12 protein-coding genes are annotated in these 18595 nt (G+C 44.0%); 2 read left to right on the plus strand and 10 right to left on the minus strand.

From position 1 onward, the window contains the following. Positions 1-2 precede the first annotated feature (2 nt). Positions 3-1682 carry a BatD family protein gene (locus L0991_17695; protein ID XGB65363.1) on the plus strand — a complete coding sequence of 560 codons (1680 nt, stop codon included), beginning with the start codon at positions 3-5 and terminating at the stop codon, positions 1680-1682. A gap of 69 nt (positions 1683-1751) precedes the next feature. On the opposite strand, the gene L0991_17700 is transcribed toward L0991_17695, so the two are convergent. The 5 genes from L0991_17700 to L0991_17720 all read right to left on the minus strand — a co-directional run bounded on the left by L0991_17700 (position 1752) and on the right by L0991_17720 (position 7818). Further along, on the minus strand, positions 1752-3896 hold the full coding sequence (locus L0991_17700) for a GGDEF domain-containing protein (protein XGB65364.1): 2145 nt from the start codon (positions 3894-3896) through the stop codon (positions 1752-1754). 336 nt (positions 3897-4232) lie between these two features. Further along, complete coding sequence (gene pstB, locus L0991_17705; GenBank protein XGB65365.1) at positions 4233-4982, minus strand: phosphate ABC transporter ATP-binding protein PstB; 750 nt, start codon at positions 4980-4982, stop codon at positions 4233-4235. Positions 4983-5075: 93 nt separating this feature from the next. Further along, entirely contained in the window at positions 5076-5939 is an 864-nt protein-coding gene (gene pstA / locus L0991_17710) for a phosphate ABC transporter permease PstA (protein XGB65366.1), read from the minus strand. Between the two features lie 15 nt (positions 5940-5954). Beyond that, positions 5955-6884, minus strand: coding sequence for a phosphate ABC transporter permease subunit PstC (gene pstC, locus L0991_17715; protein XGB65367.1), 930 nt, complete (start codon positions 6882-6884; stop codon positions 5955-5957). A gap of 112 nt (positions 6885-6996) precedes the next feature. Beyond that, a complete protein-coding gene (locus L0991_17720; protein XGB65368.1) occupies positions 6997-7818 on the minus strand; it encodes a phosphate ABC transporter substrate-binding protein in 822 nt (273 codons plus the stop codon). Positions 7819-8290: 472 nt separating this feature from the next. Between L0991_17720 and L0991_17725 the strand changes: the two genes are divergently transcribed. Then, positions 8291-9934 (plus strand): methyl-accepting chemotaxis protein, encoded by a 1644-nt coding sequence (locus L0991_17725; protein ID XGB65369.1) that lies wholly within the window; start codon positions 8291-8293, stop codon positions 9932-9934. Positions 9935-10029: 95 nt separating this feature from the next. Here the strand turns inward: L0991_17725 and L0991_17730 are convergent, their stop codons facing one another. From L0991_17730 to L0991_17750, 5 genes are read right to left on the minus strand one after another with little or no spacing between them, the layout of a single operon-like run. Next, positions 10030-10587, minus strand: a complete 558-nt coding sequence (locus L0991_17730) for a DUF1566 domain-containing protein (GenBank protein XGB65370.1) — start codon at positions 10585-10587, stop codon at positions 10030-10032. A 2-nt stretch (positions 10588-10589) separates the two neighbouring features. Then, entirely contained in the window at positions 10590-12077 is a 1488-nt protein-coding gene (locus tag L0991_17735; protein XGB65371.1) for a DUF1566 domain-containing protein, read from the minus strand. A gap of 4 nt (positions 12078-12081) precedes the next feature. Beyond that, positions 12082-14409, minus strand: coding sequence for a proprotein convertase P-domain-containing protein (locus L0991_17740; protein XGB65372.1), 2328 nt, complete (start codon positions 14407-14409; stop codon positions 12082-12084). A 9-nt stretch (positions 14410-14418) separates the two neighbouring features. Continuing rightward, entirely contained in the window at positions 14419-16560 is a 2142-nt protein-coding gene (locus L0991_17745) for a TonB-dependent hemoglobin/transferrin/lactoferrin family receptor (protein XGB65373.1), read from the minus strand. Then, the gene (locus tag L0991_17750) at positions 16561-18579 is read right to left on the minus strand and encodes a prolyl oligopeptidase family serine peptidase (GenBank protein XGB65374.1); all 2019 of its coding nucleotides are present in this window, start codon (positions 18577-18579) and stop codon (positions 16561-16563) included. Positions 18580-18595 lie beyond the last annotated feature (16 nt).

Raw genomic sequence — 18595 nt, forward strand, 5'->3', positions numbered from 1 at the left:
CCATGCGATTTCTAAATAAGCCATTTTTATCCATAGCCCTAACACTGCTGTTGGGCGCTTTCTCGTCATTTTCAGCATTGGCGGCTAATGCCGTAGCGAGTGTTTCACAGAACAGTGTCACCAAAGATGAAGTATTCCTACTTAGAGTCACCACTGACGAGAAGGTCTCTTCTGATGCTCTGGATCTCACCACGCTTCAGCAGGACTTCTATGTCGGTACACCAAACTTTGGTTCATCAATGCGAATCATTAATGGTAGCCGTTCAGTGTCTAGTGAATGGAACATCACCCTTGCTCCACTGCGCTTAGGTCAAATACAGATCCCAAGCTTTGATATTGAAGGAGCTAAAACCAAGCCTATCACCATCAATGTCGCCGTTAATAAAGCAGCACCCACTCAACATGATATGGCTGAGTTTCAACTTAATCTAAGTAAGAGCTCACTATACCCACAAGAGACCGCAGAGCTTGATGTAAAGCTGATCATTAAAGCCGATCCAAGAAGGCTGCAAGATCCGAAAATCGCGCCACCAAGCTCTTCTGGCTTAGACGTAGAACCTATTGGGGAATCGAAACAGTTTCAAGACGTTCTCAATGGAAAGGAGGTGACAGTAGTTCAACAGTCATTCCGAATCTCGTCACAAAAAGCCGGTCAATTTAAGCTGAACGGACCGAAGCTAACAGGAGCAGTCGTCTACTCAACCAACAACTCCAGTGCAACTCGACTATTCCAACTCGACACCCCCGTTGAAACCTTAGATGTCACCGTAAAAGATGTGCCAAAAGGCTACAAGGGTGAGTGGTTACCAACATCAAACTTCAAATTGATTCAGCAATGGTCGGATAGCCAAGGTAACGAATTAACCAGTACCAATGGATTAGAAGGCGACAAGCAAGCCATCGAAATGGAAGCGGGGGATTCTTTAACTCGTACTATTACCATGACGGCGAGTAACTTAACGCAGCACCAGCTACCAAAACTGAATATCACCTACCCTAAATCGGTTCGTGTTTATGAAGAAAAGCCGCAATTTGGTACCACAAAGTCCGGTGATGCAGTTGTAGTGTATAAACAGGTTCTAATCCCAAAAGAAGCAGGAAAAATCTCGCTTCCTGACGTTTCCCAAGCTTGGTTCAATACTGATGCTCAATCAGAACAAACCAGCAAAGCTCTGGGCTTAGAGCTAGCAGTAACAGCAAGTGATCGTGTTGTATCAAGCGCTCCTCCAGTTGCTAGCACGCCGCTCCAACAAACAGCGCCAACGGTGATTAATGTCGATAACCCTGGTTTCTGGCCTTATCTCACCGCCCTATTCGCTGCTTTGTGGTTAATCAGCTCAGCAATGGCTTTCTACTTCTGGTCACGCTGTGGAAAAATCACACAATCGAAGCGCCCAGAACAAAGATCTTCCAATACCGAAGAGGCGCTAGTCACCGCTCTAAAGGCGCACGATGGTGTGATGATCAGAACCTTGTTTGAACAATGGAAATCTGAAAATACAGATCTAAGTGATGAGGCGTTGCAAACCGTTGAAGCCGAACTCACCAAGCTAAACCAAAGCCTCTACGGTGAAGCCGGTTCATCAGCCCAAACATGGAGTCCTGAGCTGGCAATCAAAACGGTGAAGAAGCCCAAGAGAGTCGCGAGTAAAAAGCATAATAGCTCGCTAGAAAAGCTTTAGTCGACACTGCTCATCAAGAACAGTAAAACACAAAGGCCGTTGATCATATGGAGGTCAACGGCCTTTATTTTAAGAAAGAGAGGCTGCGACTTTTTTACGTTTTAATGCAGAAACAATTCGATTTCGCCCTGAGTCTTTGGCTTGATATAAGGCTTTATCTGCCTTGCCATATAACAGATCAAAATCGAATTGGTGCTGGTCAGAAGTTATCGAGGCATAACCAACGGATGCCGTTAAATATGGGCTGGTACTACTTTCACAATGCAGGATTTTTGCCTCTTCAATGCATTTTCTAATCGACTCTGCGCGTTGCTTTGTCTCTGAATGATTCGTGCCAATCATCAACAACATAAATTCCTCTCCGCCAATCCGACAGAAGGTTTCTTTGTCATTGTGAACATGAGCATTCAGTATCTCACCTACCGTCCTCAACGCTGCATCCCCTTCAGTATGTCCATAGACACTGTTGTACAAACCAAAGTGATCAAGATCGACGAGAATCAACCCAAATGTAATTTCGTTCTGTGAGGCAAACGCACCTTGATCGTTGCAATTCAAGTCTTCTAATACCTGCGACAACATACGGCGGTTTCCAAGGCGTGTAAGAGGATCTAGCTTAGAGATGATGTCTAATTGCTCGTTCGCCAACTCTAACTCTTGAGTGCGCTTACTGACTTCTTGCTCCAGTGTTTCATTGAGCTTTTTCAGTTCTTCTTGAGCCATGGTTCTTTGCAACACCTCAGCAAGGCTTGAAGCAAAGATACGTATTACCTCTCGAAGCTGTGAGGTTAGCGGGCTACGAGTTAGCAAGTTGTCAGCAGCGATAAACGCAATAGGCTCACCTGTATTTGTGGTGAGCATAGTCATGGCCGTCCAGCCAACGCCGACAATATTGAAATCGTGATAAATCGGGACTGACTCTTCGAACGCGACTTGATTCGGGCAAGCACGTGCTGCCGCGACAATGTCACGTTCCACCAGCTCAGAGCGATAATAAGACTCATCGACAATATCGCCTTTGATGTCGGTGCCCCACGTACCTTGCATGTAACTGCACTTTTTGTCCGTCAAGAAAACCGCAAGTCGATCGATACCTAGATGTTGAATCGCAAAACTCACAGCTGACTTACAGACTTCACTGACGCTATCGCATCGAGACAGCTCAACCATACTCGAGTGCAACATACGTATGTTCTGCTCTTGGCGCTTGCGAATGTAGATCTGAGAAAGCAAAGAGCCAAAAGACTCAAGCATCTGCTTTTGATAGTTAGTAATCGGTGAACGATGAATGTAGTTATCCATGGCAATCCAGCCGACTGGTTTGTCGCCTTCACGCAAGATGAGCATGCCATTCCAGCCCTGTCCGACCACCTTACCTTCTGTATAAAGAGGCGCATTATCGATGATGACTAGATTCGTGTGATTATCAGACAGCGCTTCTATGTATTCCGCTTCAAGTTGATGCAAATCGTATTGAGTGTGGTGTTCACTGTTAGTTTTACCCGCTTCGTCGGTGCCATAAGTGCCACTGAAACAACGCTTTTTCATATCAAGCAACATGAAGATCGCTCGATCAAACCCTAGCCTATCTCGAACAGCCTCAACAGAGGCTTTATACAAAGCATCGAGTGATTCGGGATTGGAAAGCTCAAGCGCGACCTGATGGACCAACTTCATGTTCTCAACAAATAACTCACGTAGCTTTATCTCGTCTAAGTATTGAGCTTCGCGTGTGTCTCTGTGTTTGATTTCAAGCGCAGCGTTCTTTTCTGCTCGAATGCACTGCCAACGGGCTGCGGCTAATTGAAGTACGTCAAGGTCTTGATCAAAAGTCTGGTTGATCTGCTCTGTACAGCAATTTTGAACAATTAAATAAGTTCTGGAGGCAGGCGCATTGTCGAGCATCATGATGAATGACTCACCGCCAAGTACCTTCATGTGTTCCCACTTACAAGTATTGATAGCCATTGGCAAAACCCCGTCCGCGGTATCGAACTGAGCAACCCAAGGCCAAAATGTAGCGGGATAGTTCGCTAATGAAGTGAGTTCGCCGTAAGAGAAGAGTGGTAATGCGTCGCTCTCTGGCGTTGGCTCAGCAAATATTCCAATCCCTTTGGGAGCTAGCACCTTAACCAGATAGTCAAAAAGAGACTCAGCCAACAGACGATGGTCGCGTGTCGCAGATATTTGTTTTGCAAAGGCTTTAACAGGCACAGCTTCCTTCCATTGGCGATTAAGAATAAAGCAAAAATACAGAAGCCTTGATATGCAATCAATGTAAGTAAAAATGAGATGTTAAGCGGGTCGCAGTTTCACCTTTAACATTATCACAAGCATGAGAAGGACGACAAAAATGGGATTCTCTGCCCAAAATCACATCGACATTGGGGCTTTTTTAGACACATAAAAAAGCCCCACCTAAAGTGGGGCAAAACTTCCATCGCTTATAGTTATAGTGATAATTCTGTTGTTCTATTCGATTATCTAACCTGCGTTTCAGTTAGTGTGTAAAGGTATCTAATCGCTTAAATACCACACGTAAATCATCGATTAACCAAAGTCACCGTTTACGTAACCTTTAGTGCGATCATCTTTTGGCTCACTGAAGATAACACTAGTTTCGTTATGCTCTACAAGCTCTCCCATCAAGAAGAAAGCAGTACGGTCTGAGATACGACGCGCTTGCTGCATTGAGTGCGTTACGATAACGATAGTGAAGTCTTTCTTCAGGTCTTCCATCAATTCTTCGATCTTGTGTGTCGCGATTGGGTCTAGAGCCGATGTTGGTTCATCCATTAGGATTACATCTGGTTCCATTGCAATGGTACGTGCGATACATAGACGCTGTTGCTGACCACCAGACAAACCAAATGCGTGTGCTTTAAGACGGTCTTTCACTTCATCCCACAGTGCTGCACTGCGTAGCGAGCGCTCAACCACTTCATCGATGTGCTTTTTGTCCTTGATACCTTGAGCACGTAGGCCGTATGCCACGTTCTCGTAGATGCTCATTGGGAACGGGTTTGGCTTTTGGAATACCATGCCTACACGGATACGTAGGTCAGCGACATCGATATTACCGTAGATATCAGTGCCGTCCATATCCAGCTTACCTTTGATAGTAACGCCTTCAATTAGGTCATTCATGCGGTTCAAACAACGCAATAGTGTTGATTTACCACAGCCAGATGGGCCAATCAGAGCAGTCACCTGACGAGTTGGAATTGGCAGGTTGATAGATTTAAGCGCTTGGTTGTCGCCGTAAAACAGATCTAGGTTCTCAATATCAAATTTGTTCATGTTCGTAATCTCTAAATTCTTAAATTCGTGTCTAACTTGATGCTTTCTTTATCACGGGGGCTCTCTTTATTGTTGAGCCAGTAGCTAGTGAGCTTAGTAAGTTGCCGTGTTGAAGCGTCTTGCAATCAGTTTTGTAACCATGTTGATCAAGAGAACCAATACGATTAGGACTGTCGCCGTGCCGTAGGCTTGGTTCCACTCATCGATAGTAAATAGCTCTGTTGTCAGCTTATATAAGTGAACCGTTAGTGTACGGCCAGAATCGAATACCGACTCAGGAACACGTGCCACCATACCTGCTGTTAAGAACACAGGCGCTGATTCACCAATTACACGACCAATACTAAGAATGACCGAAGTTAAGATACCTGGCATTGCGCTTGGTAAGATCAAACGCCAGATAGTGTAGATTTTTGAAGCGCCAAGGCCGTATGAGCCTTCACGGTAAGTTTGTGGTACTGCCATCAATGCTTCTTCTGTAGTACGAATGATTACAGGAAGAATCAAGATACTTAGCGTTAGTGCGCCCGACAGAATCGAGAAGCCAAGGCCAAGAATCGATACAAAGAAGGTCATACCGAATAGACCGAAGATAATCGACGGAATACCCGCTAGAGACTCAGTACAGAATCGAATCGCTTTAACCAGTCGGCTACCCACTTTCGCATATTCAGTTAGGTAGATTGCCGTCATGATGCCCAGTGGTGCTGCGACTGCAATCGATGCAATAACCATGTAGATCGTAGCGATGATCATTGGGAAAATACCACGCTCTTCACCAGTACGAGTGTAATCGTCAGTGATGAAGTTCCAATCTACGTATTGCAGACCGTTCGATAGGATGTACCAAATAATCCAGAATAAGAAACCAACAGTGACTGCTGCTGCCGCCCAGATAAAACCTTTTAGGATGTTATCTTTAGTTTGACGGGCTTGTTTTAGTTTTACGAGATCCATATTACTCATCCCCGCTTACTTCGATTTTTCACGGTTAAGATAAAGTAGAGCACCATTTAACATCATGATGAACACTAGAAGTACAACACCGGTTGCGTAGAGTGCATTTGCGTGAACGCCACTTGCGTAAGACATCTCAATCGCAATGTTCGCTGTTAGTGTACGAGCCGAGTCCAAAATACCTTCTGGCATTGCTGGAGCGTTACCCATCACCATGATGATTGCCATGGTTTCACCAAGTGCACGACCGATACCGAGAATCACACCAGTCATAATGCCTGAACGAGCGGCAGGAACGAGCAGCTTAAAAATCGTGTAAACTTTAGAAGCACCCAGTGCAAGTGAACCTTCTTTATAAGTGCGTGGTACTGCACGAATCGAAGTTTCAGAAACCGTAATAACGGTAGGAAGAATCATGATACCCAGAACGATGATACCTGCCAGAATGGTGTTACCCGCTGGTACAGAAAAGATGTTCTGAATCATCGGAACGATAATTACTAGACCAAAGAAGCCGTATACAACCGACGGGATACCCGCTAGAAGCTCAACTGCTGGACGAATAATATCTGCCAGACGCTTAGGAGCAATCTCAGCAATAAAAATAGCGGTTAATACACCTACTGGTACACCAACAACTACAGCGCCTAGTGTCGACACAATCGATGCAACAATCATGGTTGCAACACCGAATAGAGCTGGAGGTAACCAGTCAACACCCAAAACGATGCCAGAAACACCGGCCTCTTGGAATGCAGGGATACTCTCTGCAACGATAAAGTAAGCGATAACGGCTAGTGATACGATGCCGATTACAGCACTCGATAAGAACAAGCCGTGGAAGATTCTTTCTCTCCAGTCAATGCGCTTTTTAGTGCGCAGACTCGGCTTATTGATTTGAGTCGCTTCAGTATTCATAAGCTTTTCACTATTTGCGATGGTCATATATAAAATCTCAAACTTTGTGGCTCAATAAGAGCTCGAAATAACCAAAGTTGAAAGAAAAGGCTCAGCCTAAAGTTAGGCTGAGCAATAATTTAAAGTGAGTCAGTTAAGATTAGTTAACTGTGATGTAGCCTTTCTTGCCAGCGATAGCTTGAGCTTCGTCTGCAACCATCCAGTCTAGGAACTGTTGAGTTTCAGCTGTAGGAGCGCCAGACTTGTAAAGTACTAGGAAAGGACGAGCAACTTTGTAAGAACCGTTCTTAACGTTATCTACAGTCGCTTCTGCGCCGTCGATAGTTAGAGCTTGAACAGATTCGTCAACTGTACCTAGAGAGATAAAGCCGATTGCGTATGGGTTGCTTGCTACAGAAACTTTAAGTGCGCCGTTACCGTTTGCAACTTGTGCACGTTGAGAGATAGCCGATACTTTCTTATCGCCGATCTTCTTCTTAAGCTTCATGATGTCTTCGAATGCACCACGTGTACCAGATGCAGTATCACGAGTGATTGCTACGATTGGCTTGTCTGCACCACCAACATCTTTCCAGTTAGTGATGTCGCCTTTGTAGATTGAAGTGATTTGCTCAGCAGTCAGAGCAGATACTTCGTTATTTGGGTTTACAACAACTGCGATACCGTCACGAGCGATAACTAGCTCTTTCAGGTCAGCAGATTTCTCTTCTTCTTTAAGGTCACGAGAAGAGATACCTAGGTCAGCACTTCCATTTTTTGCTGCTTTGATGCCTGCAGAAGAACCCGGTGCTTGAATTTCGATGAACACTGGTTCGCCTTTATTCATGTAGGTTTCTGCAAAAACTTCAACCAGTGGAGAAGCACTGTTAGAGCCAACTACAGAGATAGTTTCTTTAGCTGAAGCTGTATTCACTGTTAGAGCGCCTAGAAGTGCGATTGCACCGATAACTGTCTTTTTCATCACAAATTTCCTTTAGTGGCGTTATTGCCGTAATGTTGTGTTTGCTTGAACGGTGCCCACTTTAGAATCCGAATGTGACAGTTGTGTTTCACTAAATTGAAGCCTATATGACAACTGCAATTTATTTTCTCGTTTTCTCCTTATTAGATGTCTTCAAAGTAATACATTGCCTTGTTCTATAAGCACTAAGTATTTATTCCAACCAAATTAAAACAACCTGCGTAATTAGCCATCACTGCTGTTCGTTACGTAGAACATGGCCAGCCCTGCCCTTATTAGCCTTACCTTTACAAAGGTTAAAAGGCTTAATTGAACGATAAATAATCAATATTTATCAAATACCTATCGCATATATCTAAATCGAATCTATTACTGATTGAATTGTCATTCTCAGAAGTTAGAATCACCCACTAATAACAATAATAACAATTGCTTCTGCTCATTTATTTATTTATTCAAAGAGGGACATTACATGCGCCAACTTCTCAGTGGCTTATCTATAAAAATACAAATACTAATACCTGTACTCTTTTCCGTCGTATTGCTTTTGACGGGAGTTATTATCGGTGGTGACAAACTAGAAAATGCCTTTAAAGAGGTATCTATCGCAACAGACCAGCTGATCCTACATAAAGAAGAACTCAGCGAGATCGTCGACAACAGCTACGGTATGCGTATCAAAGCGATCTACAGCTTGTTCAATGCAGATGATGTGAAAACCTTGGTTCAGACTCTTAATGAAAAGCGTGACCTGAACACTCGTCTATTGAACTCCTTAAATACTGTGCCGGGAATGCAAGACGAAGTGGCAGCGATGAGTAAAGCGATGAATCACTATGTCGACTTTTCTCGTACAACAATGCTTCCTTTATTGAAGGCAAAACATGGTAATTCAGCTCTGTCTTCTGACTTCGATGCACGTTACCAAGTGGCTATTGACCAATACCGTCATGCAGGCAACGAGATGGTACAAGCCATCAATACCCTATCTAAAAAGCTCAACTTACTTGCAACGCAAGAAGTAGACATCAATGGTCAGCAACACACCAATACGCTGGATACGGCAACGGTAGCTCTGTTGGTTATCCTTTCAGTCGCATTAGGCATCAGCTGGGTACTCGCAAGCATCATTGTTAAACCAATCAGTAATATTCAAGCAACCATGCGTGAAGTTGCTAAAGGTAACTTGTTAGTTAAAGCTGAAGAGTACGGCGATAACGAAATCTCTCGCCTAGCAAAAGACGTTAACCAATCGGTAGACCAGCTGCGTGACACCGTAAGTTCACTTTCTCGAATCAGTATTGAAGTCGCTTCTGCTTCCACAGAGCTAGCAGCAGTAATGACGCAATCAAGCGCGAACTCAGATCAAGAGAAGCAAGAAGTCGAGCAAGTTGCTTCTGCAGTGAATCAACTGGAGAGCACAGCTTCTCACGTTAACGAGAATGCCGTTCAAGCAGATTCAGCATCGAAACAAGCTGACGAGATGGCGACGCACAGCATGAGTTTGTTTAACGAGAGCAACAAAGCCAATGAGCAAATGGCTATTCAGCTTAGTGAAGCAGCGAATGTTGTCGGCACACTAAAAGAGCACTCAGAACAGATTGGTAAAGTGATTGAAGTGATTCAAAGCATCTCGGAACAGACCAACCTACTTGCGCTTAACGCGGCTATTGAAGCGGCGCGTGCGGGAGAAAGCGGTCGTGGTTTCGCGGTGGTTGCCGATGAAGTTCGAATGCTAGCGGCACGTACTCAAGACTCAACCAAAGAGATCCAAACCATTATCGAAGGTTTGCAAATTCAATCTGGCAACGCCAATGAAAGTATGAGCAACTCACTGGCTATGCTAGAGCAAAACCAAGCGCTTGCTAGTGAAGTGAGTATCGCCCTTTCTGGTATCGCTAACTCGGTAACGGACATGACAGAAATCAACACTCAAGTAGCCTCTGCAGCCGAAGAGCAAAGCCAAGTGACGTCAGACATCAACCGCAATATCTCAAACATCTACAGCTTAGTAAGCCAGAACGTAACCGGCATTACCCAAGCTGCTGCTGCCAGCCATGAGTTATCTAACCTTGCCGAGCAACAGAAACAACAGTTGGGCTTCTTTAAGGTGTAAGATCTAAGGTTTAAGACTGGAAGCAAACATACCAACCAAAACAAAAAAGGCCGTGGAAAACCACGGCCTTTTTTATTTACGCAATAAGAGTTCGATCACTCGGCAACCAACAAAACGCTAAATTTATATTGTGCAGCATTGTACTGATAAACCTCACCATTAATAGAATCAAGCGTCATCACACTCTGTCCATTACCAGCAGGAGTCGAGCTCCATACATAAGCCGCTAAATTACCCGTCTCAAAATTAAACGTATCACCGAATACCTTAGTACTCATTGCCGGAGAATGGCACGCCACTTCTTTCAAAGACACCAGCTCTTTGATGTTTGGCATACGCCACTCTTTTTGGCCACCGAAACGATGTAGAGCATGGCTACCACTTTCATCATTGATTGATTCAACCATAGCAAGCGCACTCTGCCAGTGGTAGGTTTCTACCCTTCCACTACAGGCTAGTGCCTTCGGATCCCATGTTTTACCTAGCTGACAACGCATCCAAGTTAATCCCGTCAGCTCGTCACTAAAGGTTCCATTATCATTCGCAATGTAACGTGTACTCGGTGCTGATTTCTCAATGTCTAGGCTGCACTCTTGTGCCATAGCACCCGCAGAAAATAGGCCGATTAAAGCGATGGTAAGTACATTTTTCATTTCTATTTACCTTGTAGTGAAACTAAACGAGCAGGGAATTGATAAGAATCGTAGTTATCTGATGAATCCACATCACCAGAGTAGATCTCCAATGCACTTATGTAGCCTCGATCATCACCCAATGTACCTATCTCATTGTAATAAAAGCCCCCATCTACCGTCGTATTGCTGTATTGGTTAAAAATAATAGATTGATTCCAAACAGAACCGATCTCTGTATATTGGCCACCAATACTCTGATGAGGGAAGTATTTGTAAGTTAGGCCGTAAACTTTACCGTCGGCATTCTTTTCGGTCTCACCGAAGTCGAGCAAATTGTAAAACTCATGGAACGTCGGTAAACGCCAGTCAGATTTACCGCATAAGTTCAGTGCATTGATATGATCAACGTAATCTTGCGTGGTACATACCGCATCACCTTTTGTTTTACATGTCGCTAAATCCACATCCTGATCATAAGGCGTTACCACTCCTGGTAGTTCCAATGCGAACTGTCGTTCTTTGTATTGAAGTGAGTTTTCATCGTCTGTTTTTGACTCCCAGATCAAGCCGCTACGTTGGTCCAAAACACAAGACCATTGCGTAGCATCATCACTTAACACCTGCCCATCAGAATCTAGCTTCGCGAACTGAAAACCATTACCTGTATTAGTGTTTAACTCGGTTTTATCAAAGCCATACTCAGCGTCTTGCCCAGGAAAGGAACTCTGCACTTCTACCACATCTTGTGTGTCATCAATGTCTGAGAAATAACGAACCACGCCAGTGTCATTCAATGCCGTTGCAGCTTTTAGTTCACCTTCTAGGAAGTCAGCAAACGCCGCAACTTCATCATTGGAAAGCACTCCACTCACATAATCGGCTGCACTCTTATCAAATTTAGAACTCAACTGTGCCAACATGAACGCGCGGTTCGAATGCTTAAACGCTTTAATCGTCGAGACAATATTTTGCTCCAAGCTCGCTAGTTCAGACGCAGACAGGTCGTCTTGAATATCACCAGAGATAGTGATGCCGCTTTTCGCGAGCTGCGCTTTTAACTTGTTATTAGCCTCAGCAACCGTCAACCCATCTGCAACATAACCAGCTAACAGCGAGCTAATACCATTGATTTCGTTGCCCGTAGTTTTTTGAAGACCAGGAGCTGCTATATAAGCATAAGATGAGGCATAACCGCTGGCGCTATTCGCTGCAATCCCAGTATCAACTTGAGCTAATAGAGGAACTGATAAAATCGACTTCTTAATGCTAGTGATACTAAACTCGCCATTCGCGTTAGCTGTCGAGCTTGGCTCACTACTATCACACATGTAGTTTTGGTTTATGTCCGCACAAACCTTACTCTGTAAATCGATATTTTGTGCTGTAATTGTACCTGACACTGTATAAGTTGGTGCTGAGGATGAGGATGTCGGGGTATCAGAGCCGCCCGAGCCACCACAGCCAGCAAGAGCCAAAGAAATGGCCAAAATTGTCAATTGAGGTTTCATAAAGTTATCTTCTTGTTTTGTTTTTAAAGAGCCTTGTCGTCGAAGACAAGTAACGCGTAGCAAATGACCTGCCCAATGAGAGCAAAGACATAAATAGAATCAGCACTGGTGAAATGGAACCGCCCGAAGCACCTGTGGTAACCGGCGGTTCTTTAGGTGAGGTCTCAGCCTCGCCACATTCGTATTTCGAAATAGTGCCCAAGCCCCACTTATTTAAATGTCCTGTTTCACCATTCACGTAATCAGCGATTTCCAAACGCCAAGAGCCGTTAATTGGCTCTCCCTTGAAAGGATCAAGAACAGGGTCATGTTTAAGTGTGAAATAACCGTCGAAGCCAGCAAATCGAGTGGATTTATGGTTCAGTAGGTCCACCCGAGTCCCCCTTGGGGAAATTAAAGTCACGACTAGGTCACTCAAACGCGGGTGATCGATATCTAAATACAGACCAAAGCTGTCATCAGCCAATTCGGCAGTTCCATTAAGGCTGAAGTTGAACGTTTTAAAACCGACAATAGGCTGGTTTGTAGAGCTAAGCCGACTATCAGGAAGATAGCTACTTACTTCTTTGATATCAGATTCCAAAACAGGCAAGCCATAAATCAATGTCGATTCTTGCTGCCAATTTTTTGATTTCAGCGTGTCACTGTATCGATAGTCAATGCTCGTATTCATTGTCACTGCTGAACCACAAACTTCTCCCGAAGGAAGTGCAGCTTCAATAGATAACTGGTTAACAGGATCGCTAACGAAAGGTTGTTTCAACTTGGATATATTGATTTGACCATCAACTTGAGCGGTTCTGAGCGTTGGATAAAGCTCAATTGATAATGGCTTATTTGGATCAACATAGCGGTTCGCTACCTCGACCTCAAATGGCTCAATCGCTAGCCCATGTACGTCAAATTTGTGCTTTAGTATTTCGGCATAGTCCCGGTTTGGATACATTTGCTGAGCGACAAACAAGGTGCTCTCAGCCAAATCATGCATTTTCAGCCCTCGACCTACCCCATACATCGACTCCAAGACAATTGAGTCAAACTCTTCAAATGCCACTTCACCATACTGCTCAACAGACGCTTTTAAAGCCTGGAAGAGTGGCGTTGACCATAGTTCATCACCTAACTCACCAGCGACACTTTCATGAGGACGGTACTCAGCTTGCCTAAAGTAGCGTGCTCTTTGGTTCCATAAACTGCGAGTGGTGTTCCTCACACCAAAATAACCATCCCAATTGAAGACAGTATCAATTTCGAATTCTTGGCCTCGCGTTTGTGCATCTTGATACTGACTACGAAAACTAAAGCTCCCAGCCCAGTAATCTCCAAACCCTTCACCAATTGCACCAGTATGCCCATAAGCCCAATCTTTTACTATGTGGTAGTGAATGCCATGTCCAAGTTCATGTAGGATTACATCACCATCGAGAGCATCAGGAGAGCCACCGCCAATACCAAATAACATCGCTTTAGGACCATAGTAATAGGTCGAGTTGTCAGCAGATAAACCTCTGCCATCAAACTCTAAAGGCTCATCGAATAGATCAAAACCCAAGTTACTGATGTAACGTAAAGACTGGTCTAAATGAGCAAAAACCATCAGCTGTGGAAAGCGCGTATCTTGCCAATCTATGCTTTGTAACTCATTCAAGTCAGCAAACTTTGTTATGCCTTCTGCGCTAAGAAAATTTGATGTGTCACGGTTAATTGCAGCACCTGAATCAGGGTCAATAGAATACAAAGCCGTTGCATCAACCTGCGATACGCGGGAGTTCGTAAGATAGATACCATCACCATGGTCCAAAACATCCACATCAGCTTGCACGTAATGTGGGGCGTTTGGATACTGATTGACATCAGTTAACAACGTCTCTGGTGGCGCAGAACGGTCCATGGTTCTTAGATCAGGGCTAAAGACATTCACCTGCGTTGAAACAACCTGTCCACTGCTCAAGCTAGGTGCTCTCTCAGCTTCTAACAGGCGAGGAACTTCCAATTCAGCAGCCGTTGTTGGTGCTCCGTTGAGTAGTACAGTATTTTCCAAACTTCTAAATACTCGTGAAACCTGGTCATCAAGATTGGTCGATAACACGACGGTTTTCTGTTGTTGATACTCTCCTCCAATCAACACATCGAAGTTGTAGTGATTCCCCAATTTAGAGTGCGTTTCATAGCGAAATCTAAGTACACCAACATCTGGGTAAGCTTGTTCTAAATAAGCTTTCGCTTCCTGTTGCGTTGTCACAACAGCATCATTAATTGGGTAATCCCACTCAGCAGCGTTGCTTATTGCTGAAACGAAACACAACGCAAGGTAAAGAGAACTCTTTTTCATATGTCCCCCTTAAAACTCATACTTGGCATTAACGGTGAAGTAACGACCAGGCTCTGTAGAATAGATTTTGTTGCTATCTGCTATGCCCGCTACGTCTTGATATCGAATGTATTCTTTGTCGAATAGGTTCACCACATTGGCGCTAACATCCAAGCCAAAGTTCCAAGCATAGCTAACCCCCAAGTCAACACTCGCCCAGCCAGAGGTAGTCGCGCAGTCAGTCACCATCCCCAAGTCATCTTCACATTGAGGTACCTCATCCATCGCCTGTGCCCAATTAACCTGCGCATAAGCAGAGAAGGCATTGTCGTCGTAAGCGATTTCAGCATTACCTTCCCAAGGTGTTAATGTGCGAACTTTTTCGCCTTCATCATCTTCACCATCAACAAAACCGACTTTGGTACTAACACTCCACACATCATTCAAACGATGGGCAATTGAAGCCTCAATGCCATATGTCTCGACTCCACTTACATTTTGGTACTGTTTGTAGTAGTTGCCTGTGTTTGGATCTGGAGTAAAAGTAATTTGTTTGACGTCGATAAAATTATCGAACTTCTGGTAAAAGACAGCGGTGTATAGCTGTGTCTGTCCATTATCAAACTTGCTGCCTAGTTCAAACGAATCACTTGTTTCCGCCTCAAGATCCATATTTGGCACAATCACAAACGGAGTAATTGGAACGAAATCATGATTCTGGTAACCATAGATTTTGTCGTAACCGGGCGCTCTGAAACCGTGATTATAAGAAAGGTAGGTATTCAATGATTCCGTTAGCTGATAGCTCACAGACAAACTCGGAGATAACTCGCTCGAGGTTTGCTCTTTCAACTCGTAACCACTGATCGAGTTTTGGGATTCGGGTTTCATCTGATTCACATCAAAACGGGCGCCCGCCGTCACTGTCCAATGATCAATTTCAATCGCATCACGAACAAATGCAGCAAAGTTGTACGAACGTGCTGGTGCAAAAGGAAGGTCAGCATTGAGCGACACCCCATTCCAATCTAAAACAGAAGATTGACTTGGGCGCTCATGAAGATTTGTTTCCATACTCATGCCATAAGACAGTGTATGGCTCATGTTTTTATGTTGAAACGCACTAATGAAGTCGGCGCTAGCACCAAGAAGCTGATCGGTAAAACCACGGAAATCAATCGTTCTGCGTAATTCAGAAACGTTGTTATTGGTTCGAGACATCAACCGGTTGGTGGTATCTTCGTTTGTCATGTCACGCCAATAAATCTTGGCATCTAATTCCTCAAACCAAGTATTAGTTGGAAGATACTCCAAGCCCACATAAGCAGAAAATGCCTCGGTATAGCCTTGCTGATCAAAGTCTTCCGTGTCCCACTTACCGTCTTTTTGAATCTTAGAAGATCCCTCTTTTCGACTTAAATTTTCTTTGTAGTACTCTATGTTACCTTTCAACATTAATGCATCTGTAGACCAGTAATTAAGAGTGTAACCACCGCCTACCCCATCGATATCTCTTTGGTATAGGTCTTCATCGAAGTTACGTGTTTCTTCACCTTCCCAGTAAGAAAGATTAAGCAAACTTTCAAATTTTCCAGCACGAGAAGCTAAATTTGTTGCACCTTTATATTTGTTACTGATCCCCGTATAAGTCGCAGAGACATCGCTATAGAAATCTTTATCAACTAGGTAGTCTCCAGGCTGTTTGGATTTCACCACGACAACACCACCAATCGCGCCTGAGCCATATACAGATGAACTCGCCCCTTTTATAACCTCAATACTTTCTAAGTTAGACATATCGAACGAGTTACGTCCTATCTTGTCATTGATGTCATTAGCACCAAAGCCATCAGCAGACTTGATTCCATCTTTCACAATCAAGATGCGGTTACCTGTCATGCCGCGAATCGTAATGTTTTGAGGTCGGCCTGCGCCCCCTGTAACACTAACACCGGGTTCACTCTTTATAGCGTCGTAAAGCTCAGTTGCACCTTTTTGTTCCAAGTCCTTATCGGTGATTACAGCAACTGAACCTGCAACTTCAGATAGTGGTTGCTCGATCTTATTGGCAGTGACGACCACTTCTTCAAAGTGATAAACCTCAGATTCGGCGTGCACGAGGTTGGCAGCAAGTACACTCAGTACTGCCGCTGATAGGGGGGAAAGCTTCATTTACTGCTCCGCTTTAATGTCTTTCAAGGTAAGTGATAAAAGAAATGCGTATTCAAACGCCTGTTGAGATAAGGACTTTCTCCTATCTGTCGAATGTCCTTGGGTAAAGCTTGTCGACAATAAATAAGGCCCATGCCCTGTCGTTAACTCATTTAACTTCGCGTAATATTTAGCGCCTTCCCAATAAGGAACACGACTGTCATTTAAGCCAATCTGTATCAATATGGGTGGGTAAGCTTGCTTACGAAGATTCAAGTATGGGTCGTATTGCTTCATTATCTTCAATTCATCTTCAATATTAGGGTTCCCCCACTCTCCGTATTGTTGGGCTGTTAGGGGTAGTGAAGCATCAGACATGCTATTCACAACATCGACAAACGGCACTTTAAGCACCGCACCATCAAACAAACCAGGAGCTTGATTCAAAGCGGCAGCAACAAGTGTTCCTCCTGCACTTCCACCCATCGCGTAGATGGATCGTGTACCTTGGTGATACGTTCTTAATGCCTGTGCTGTAGCAATGAAATCCGAAATACCATTTTCTTTATTGATGCCTTTTCCTGCTTGATACCAAGAATCACCATAAAAGCCTCCACCACGGACATGAGCAATCGCATAAATTACACCTTCATCAAGTAGGCTAATGATTTGTGGCATAAAGTAGGGCTTCATCGTCATCCCATAGGCTCCATATCCGTACAAAAACACAGGTGTCTTTTTAGTAAGCTTGTCTTTTCGATAAGCAAGAGTCACAGGGATCATCTTTCCATCAGAGTTAACTGTAATTTGTTCAGTTTGATACTCAGACTTGTGATAGTGGGAGTAATGATCTTGTGAGAACAACGTTCGTTTCAGAGTCTTCGTACTCAAACGCTCCCACTTAGCCGGTTGAGTAAGAGACATACTTCTAATATGCAGTTTATTACTCGCGTAGTCGCCAACTTGGCTCACCCAAGCAACCTGCCCCGCCTCAGTTAATGGCTGGCTTAAACGATATTGGTTGTAGCTATCAAAGAAGTGTAAAGACTGAGTTGCCCCACTCTGGCTAATAAGCACAGGGCCAGATTCAAACAAATAGAAGTTGTTGATTCTGGATTCATCAGCCGGCTCAAAGAGGGTATTCCATTGTTCTACTTGTGAAGCTTGGTTCAGCGGTACAGAGTAAAATGCAAATTGACTGCGTTCATGGTTGCTGTTGATGAATAAACGAGAGCCAGAAACATCAACGTAATATTCAAGGCCTGGTTCACGAGGTAACAGAGGTGCAGTAAGTTCACCAGAGCCAAGGTCTAACAAACGTTGCTCACTTGAGTTCTCACTATTGGCCTGAACAACAACAAATTGCGAGTCGCTTGTCTGGTAATACGAGAGCAACCAAGAAGAGTCTAATTCTCTAAGAACAACAATAGGAGATGATTGATTTAGAGAATATTGAACAAGCGCATAAGGTCTCGATGTTTTAGATTCGAGTTGGATCAGAAACAGAGATTGACCATCACGTGACCAGCCTAATGTGCTATCCACATTTTGAGCGATTGGCGTAACTTTCTTAGTCCGAAGATCAACCACACTTACTTGGTATTGTTCAGACCCTGTTATGTCTTCGGCGATCGCTAGTTTTGTTTTGGTAGAATCGAGCTCCCAAGCCGCTAACTGATAATAGTCGTGTGCAGTAGAACGTTCATCAAGGTTTAGTAATTCCGTTGTATCTATATGCCCAACCTCTCGAGAAAGTAAGGCTTTTTTCCCGTTATGCTCTAAGATCGCATATTCATAACCATTGATTTCCTGCCATGGTTTTTCAGCTCGATCTGGGCGATTTTCTTGCCATTTTTTTTCTAAAGACTCGCTTATAGATTGAATGCTGTCTTGATATTGCTGTGTTTTATCATTCTGTTCCGCAAGGTAGTCGAGTACCTTACTTGCACCACGAGAATCATCTCGTAACCAAGAATAGTGATCAGAAGCACTGACCTTCCCCGTCAAAAAGACAAAAGCTAACAGCACAAACACTTTCATAAATGCAACAAATCCA

Source organism: Vibrio chagasii (assembly GCA_041879415.1).
Classification (GTDB): domain Bacteria; phylum Pseudomonadota; class Gammaproteobacteria; order Enterobacterales; family Vibrionaceae; genus Vibrio.

Excerpts from the sequence above, each read along its gene's own strand:
- L0991_17695 (XGB65363.1), top strand. The coding sequence starts at position 3 with ATGCGATTTCTAAATAAGCCATTTTTATCCATAGCCCTAACACTGCTG.
- pstB (XGB65365.1), bottom strand. The coding sequence starts at position 4,982 with ATGAACAAATTTGATATTGAGAACCTAGATCTGTTTTACGGCGACAAC.
- pstC (XGB65367.1), bottom strand. The coding sequence starts at position 6,884 with ATGACCATCGCAAATAGTGAAAAGCTTATGAATACTGAAGCGACTCAA.
- L0991_17750 (XGB65374.1), bottom strand. The coding sequence starts at position 18,579 with ATGAAAGTGTTTGTGCTGTTAGCTTTTGTCTTTTTGACGGGGAAGGTC.
- L0991_17740 (XGB65372.1), bottom strand. The coding sequence starts at position 14,409 with ATGAAAAAGAGTTCTCTTTACCTTGCGTTGTGTTTCGTTTCAGCAATA.
- pstA (XGB65366.1), bottom strand. The coding sequence starts at position 5,939 with ATGGATCTCGTAAAACTAAAACAAGCCCGTCAAACTAAAGATAACATC.
- L0991_17725 (XGB65369.1), top strand. The coding sequence starts at position 8,291 with ATGCGCCAACTTCTCAGTGGCTTATCTATAAAAATACAAATACTAATA.
- L0991_17730 (XGB65370.1), bottom strand. The coding sequence starts at position 10,587 with ATGAAAAATGTACTTACCATCGCTTTAATCGGCCTATTTTCTGCGGGT.
- L0991_17745 (XGB65373.1), bottom strand. The coding sequence starts at position 16,560 with ATGAAGCTTTCCCCCCTATCAGCGGCAGTACTGAGTGTACTTGCTGCC.
- L0991_17720 (XGB65368.1), bottom strand. The coding sequence starts at position 7,818 with ATGAAAAAGACAGTTATCGGTGCAATCGCACTTCTAGGCGCTCTAACA.
- L0991_17735 (XGB65371.1), bottom strand. The coding sequence starts at position 12,077 with ATGAAACCTCAATTGACAATTTTGGCCATTTCTTTGGCTCTTGCTGGC.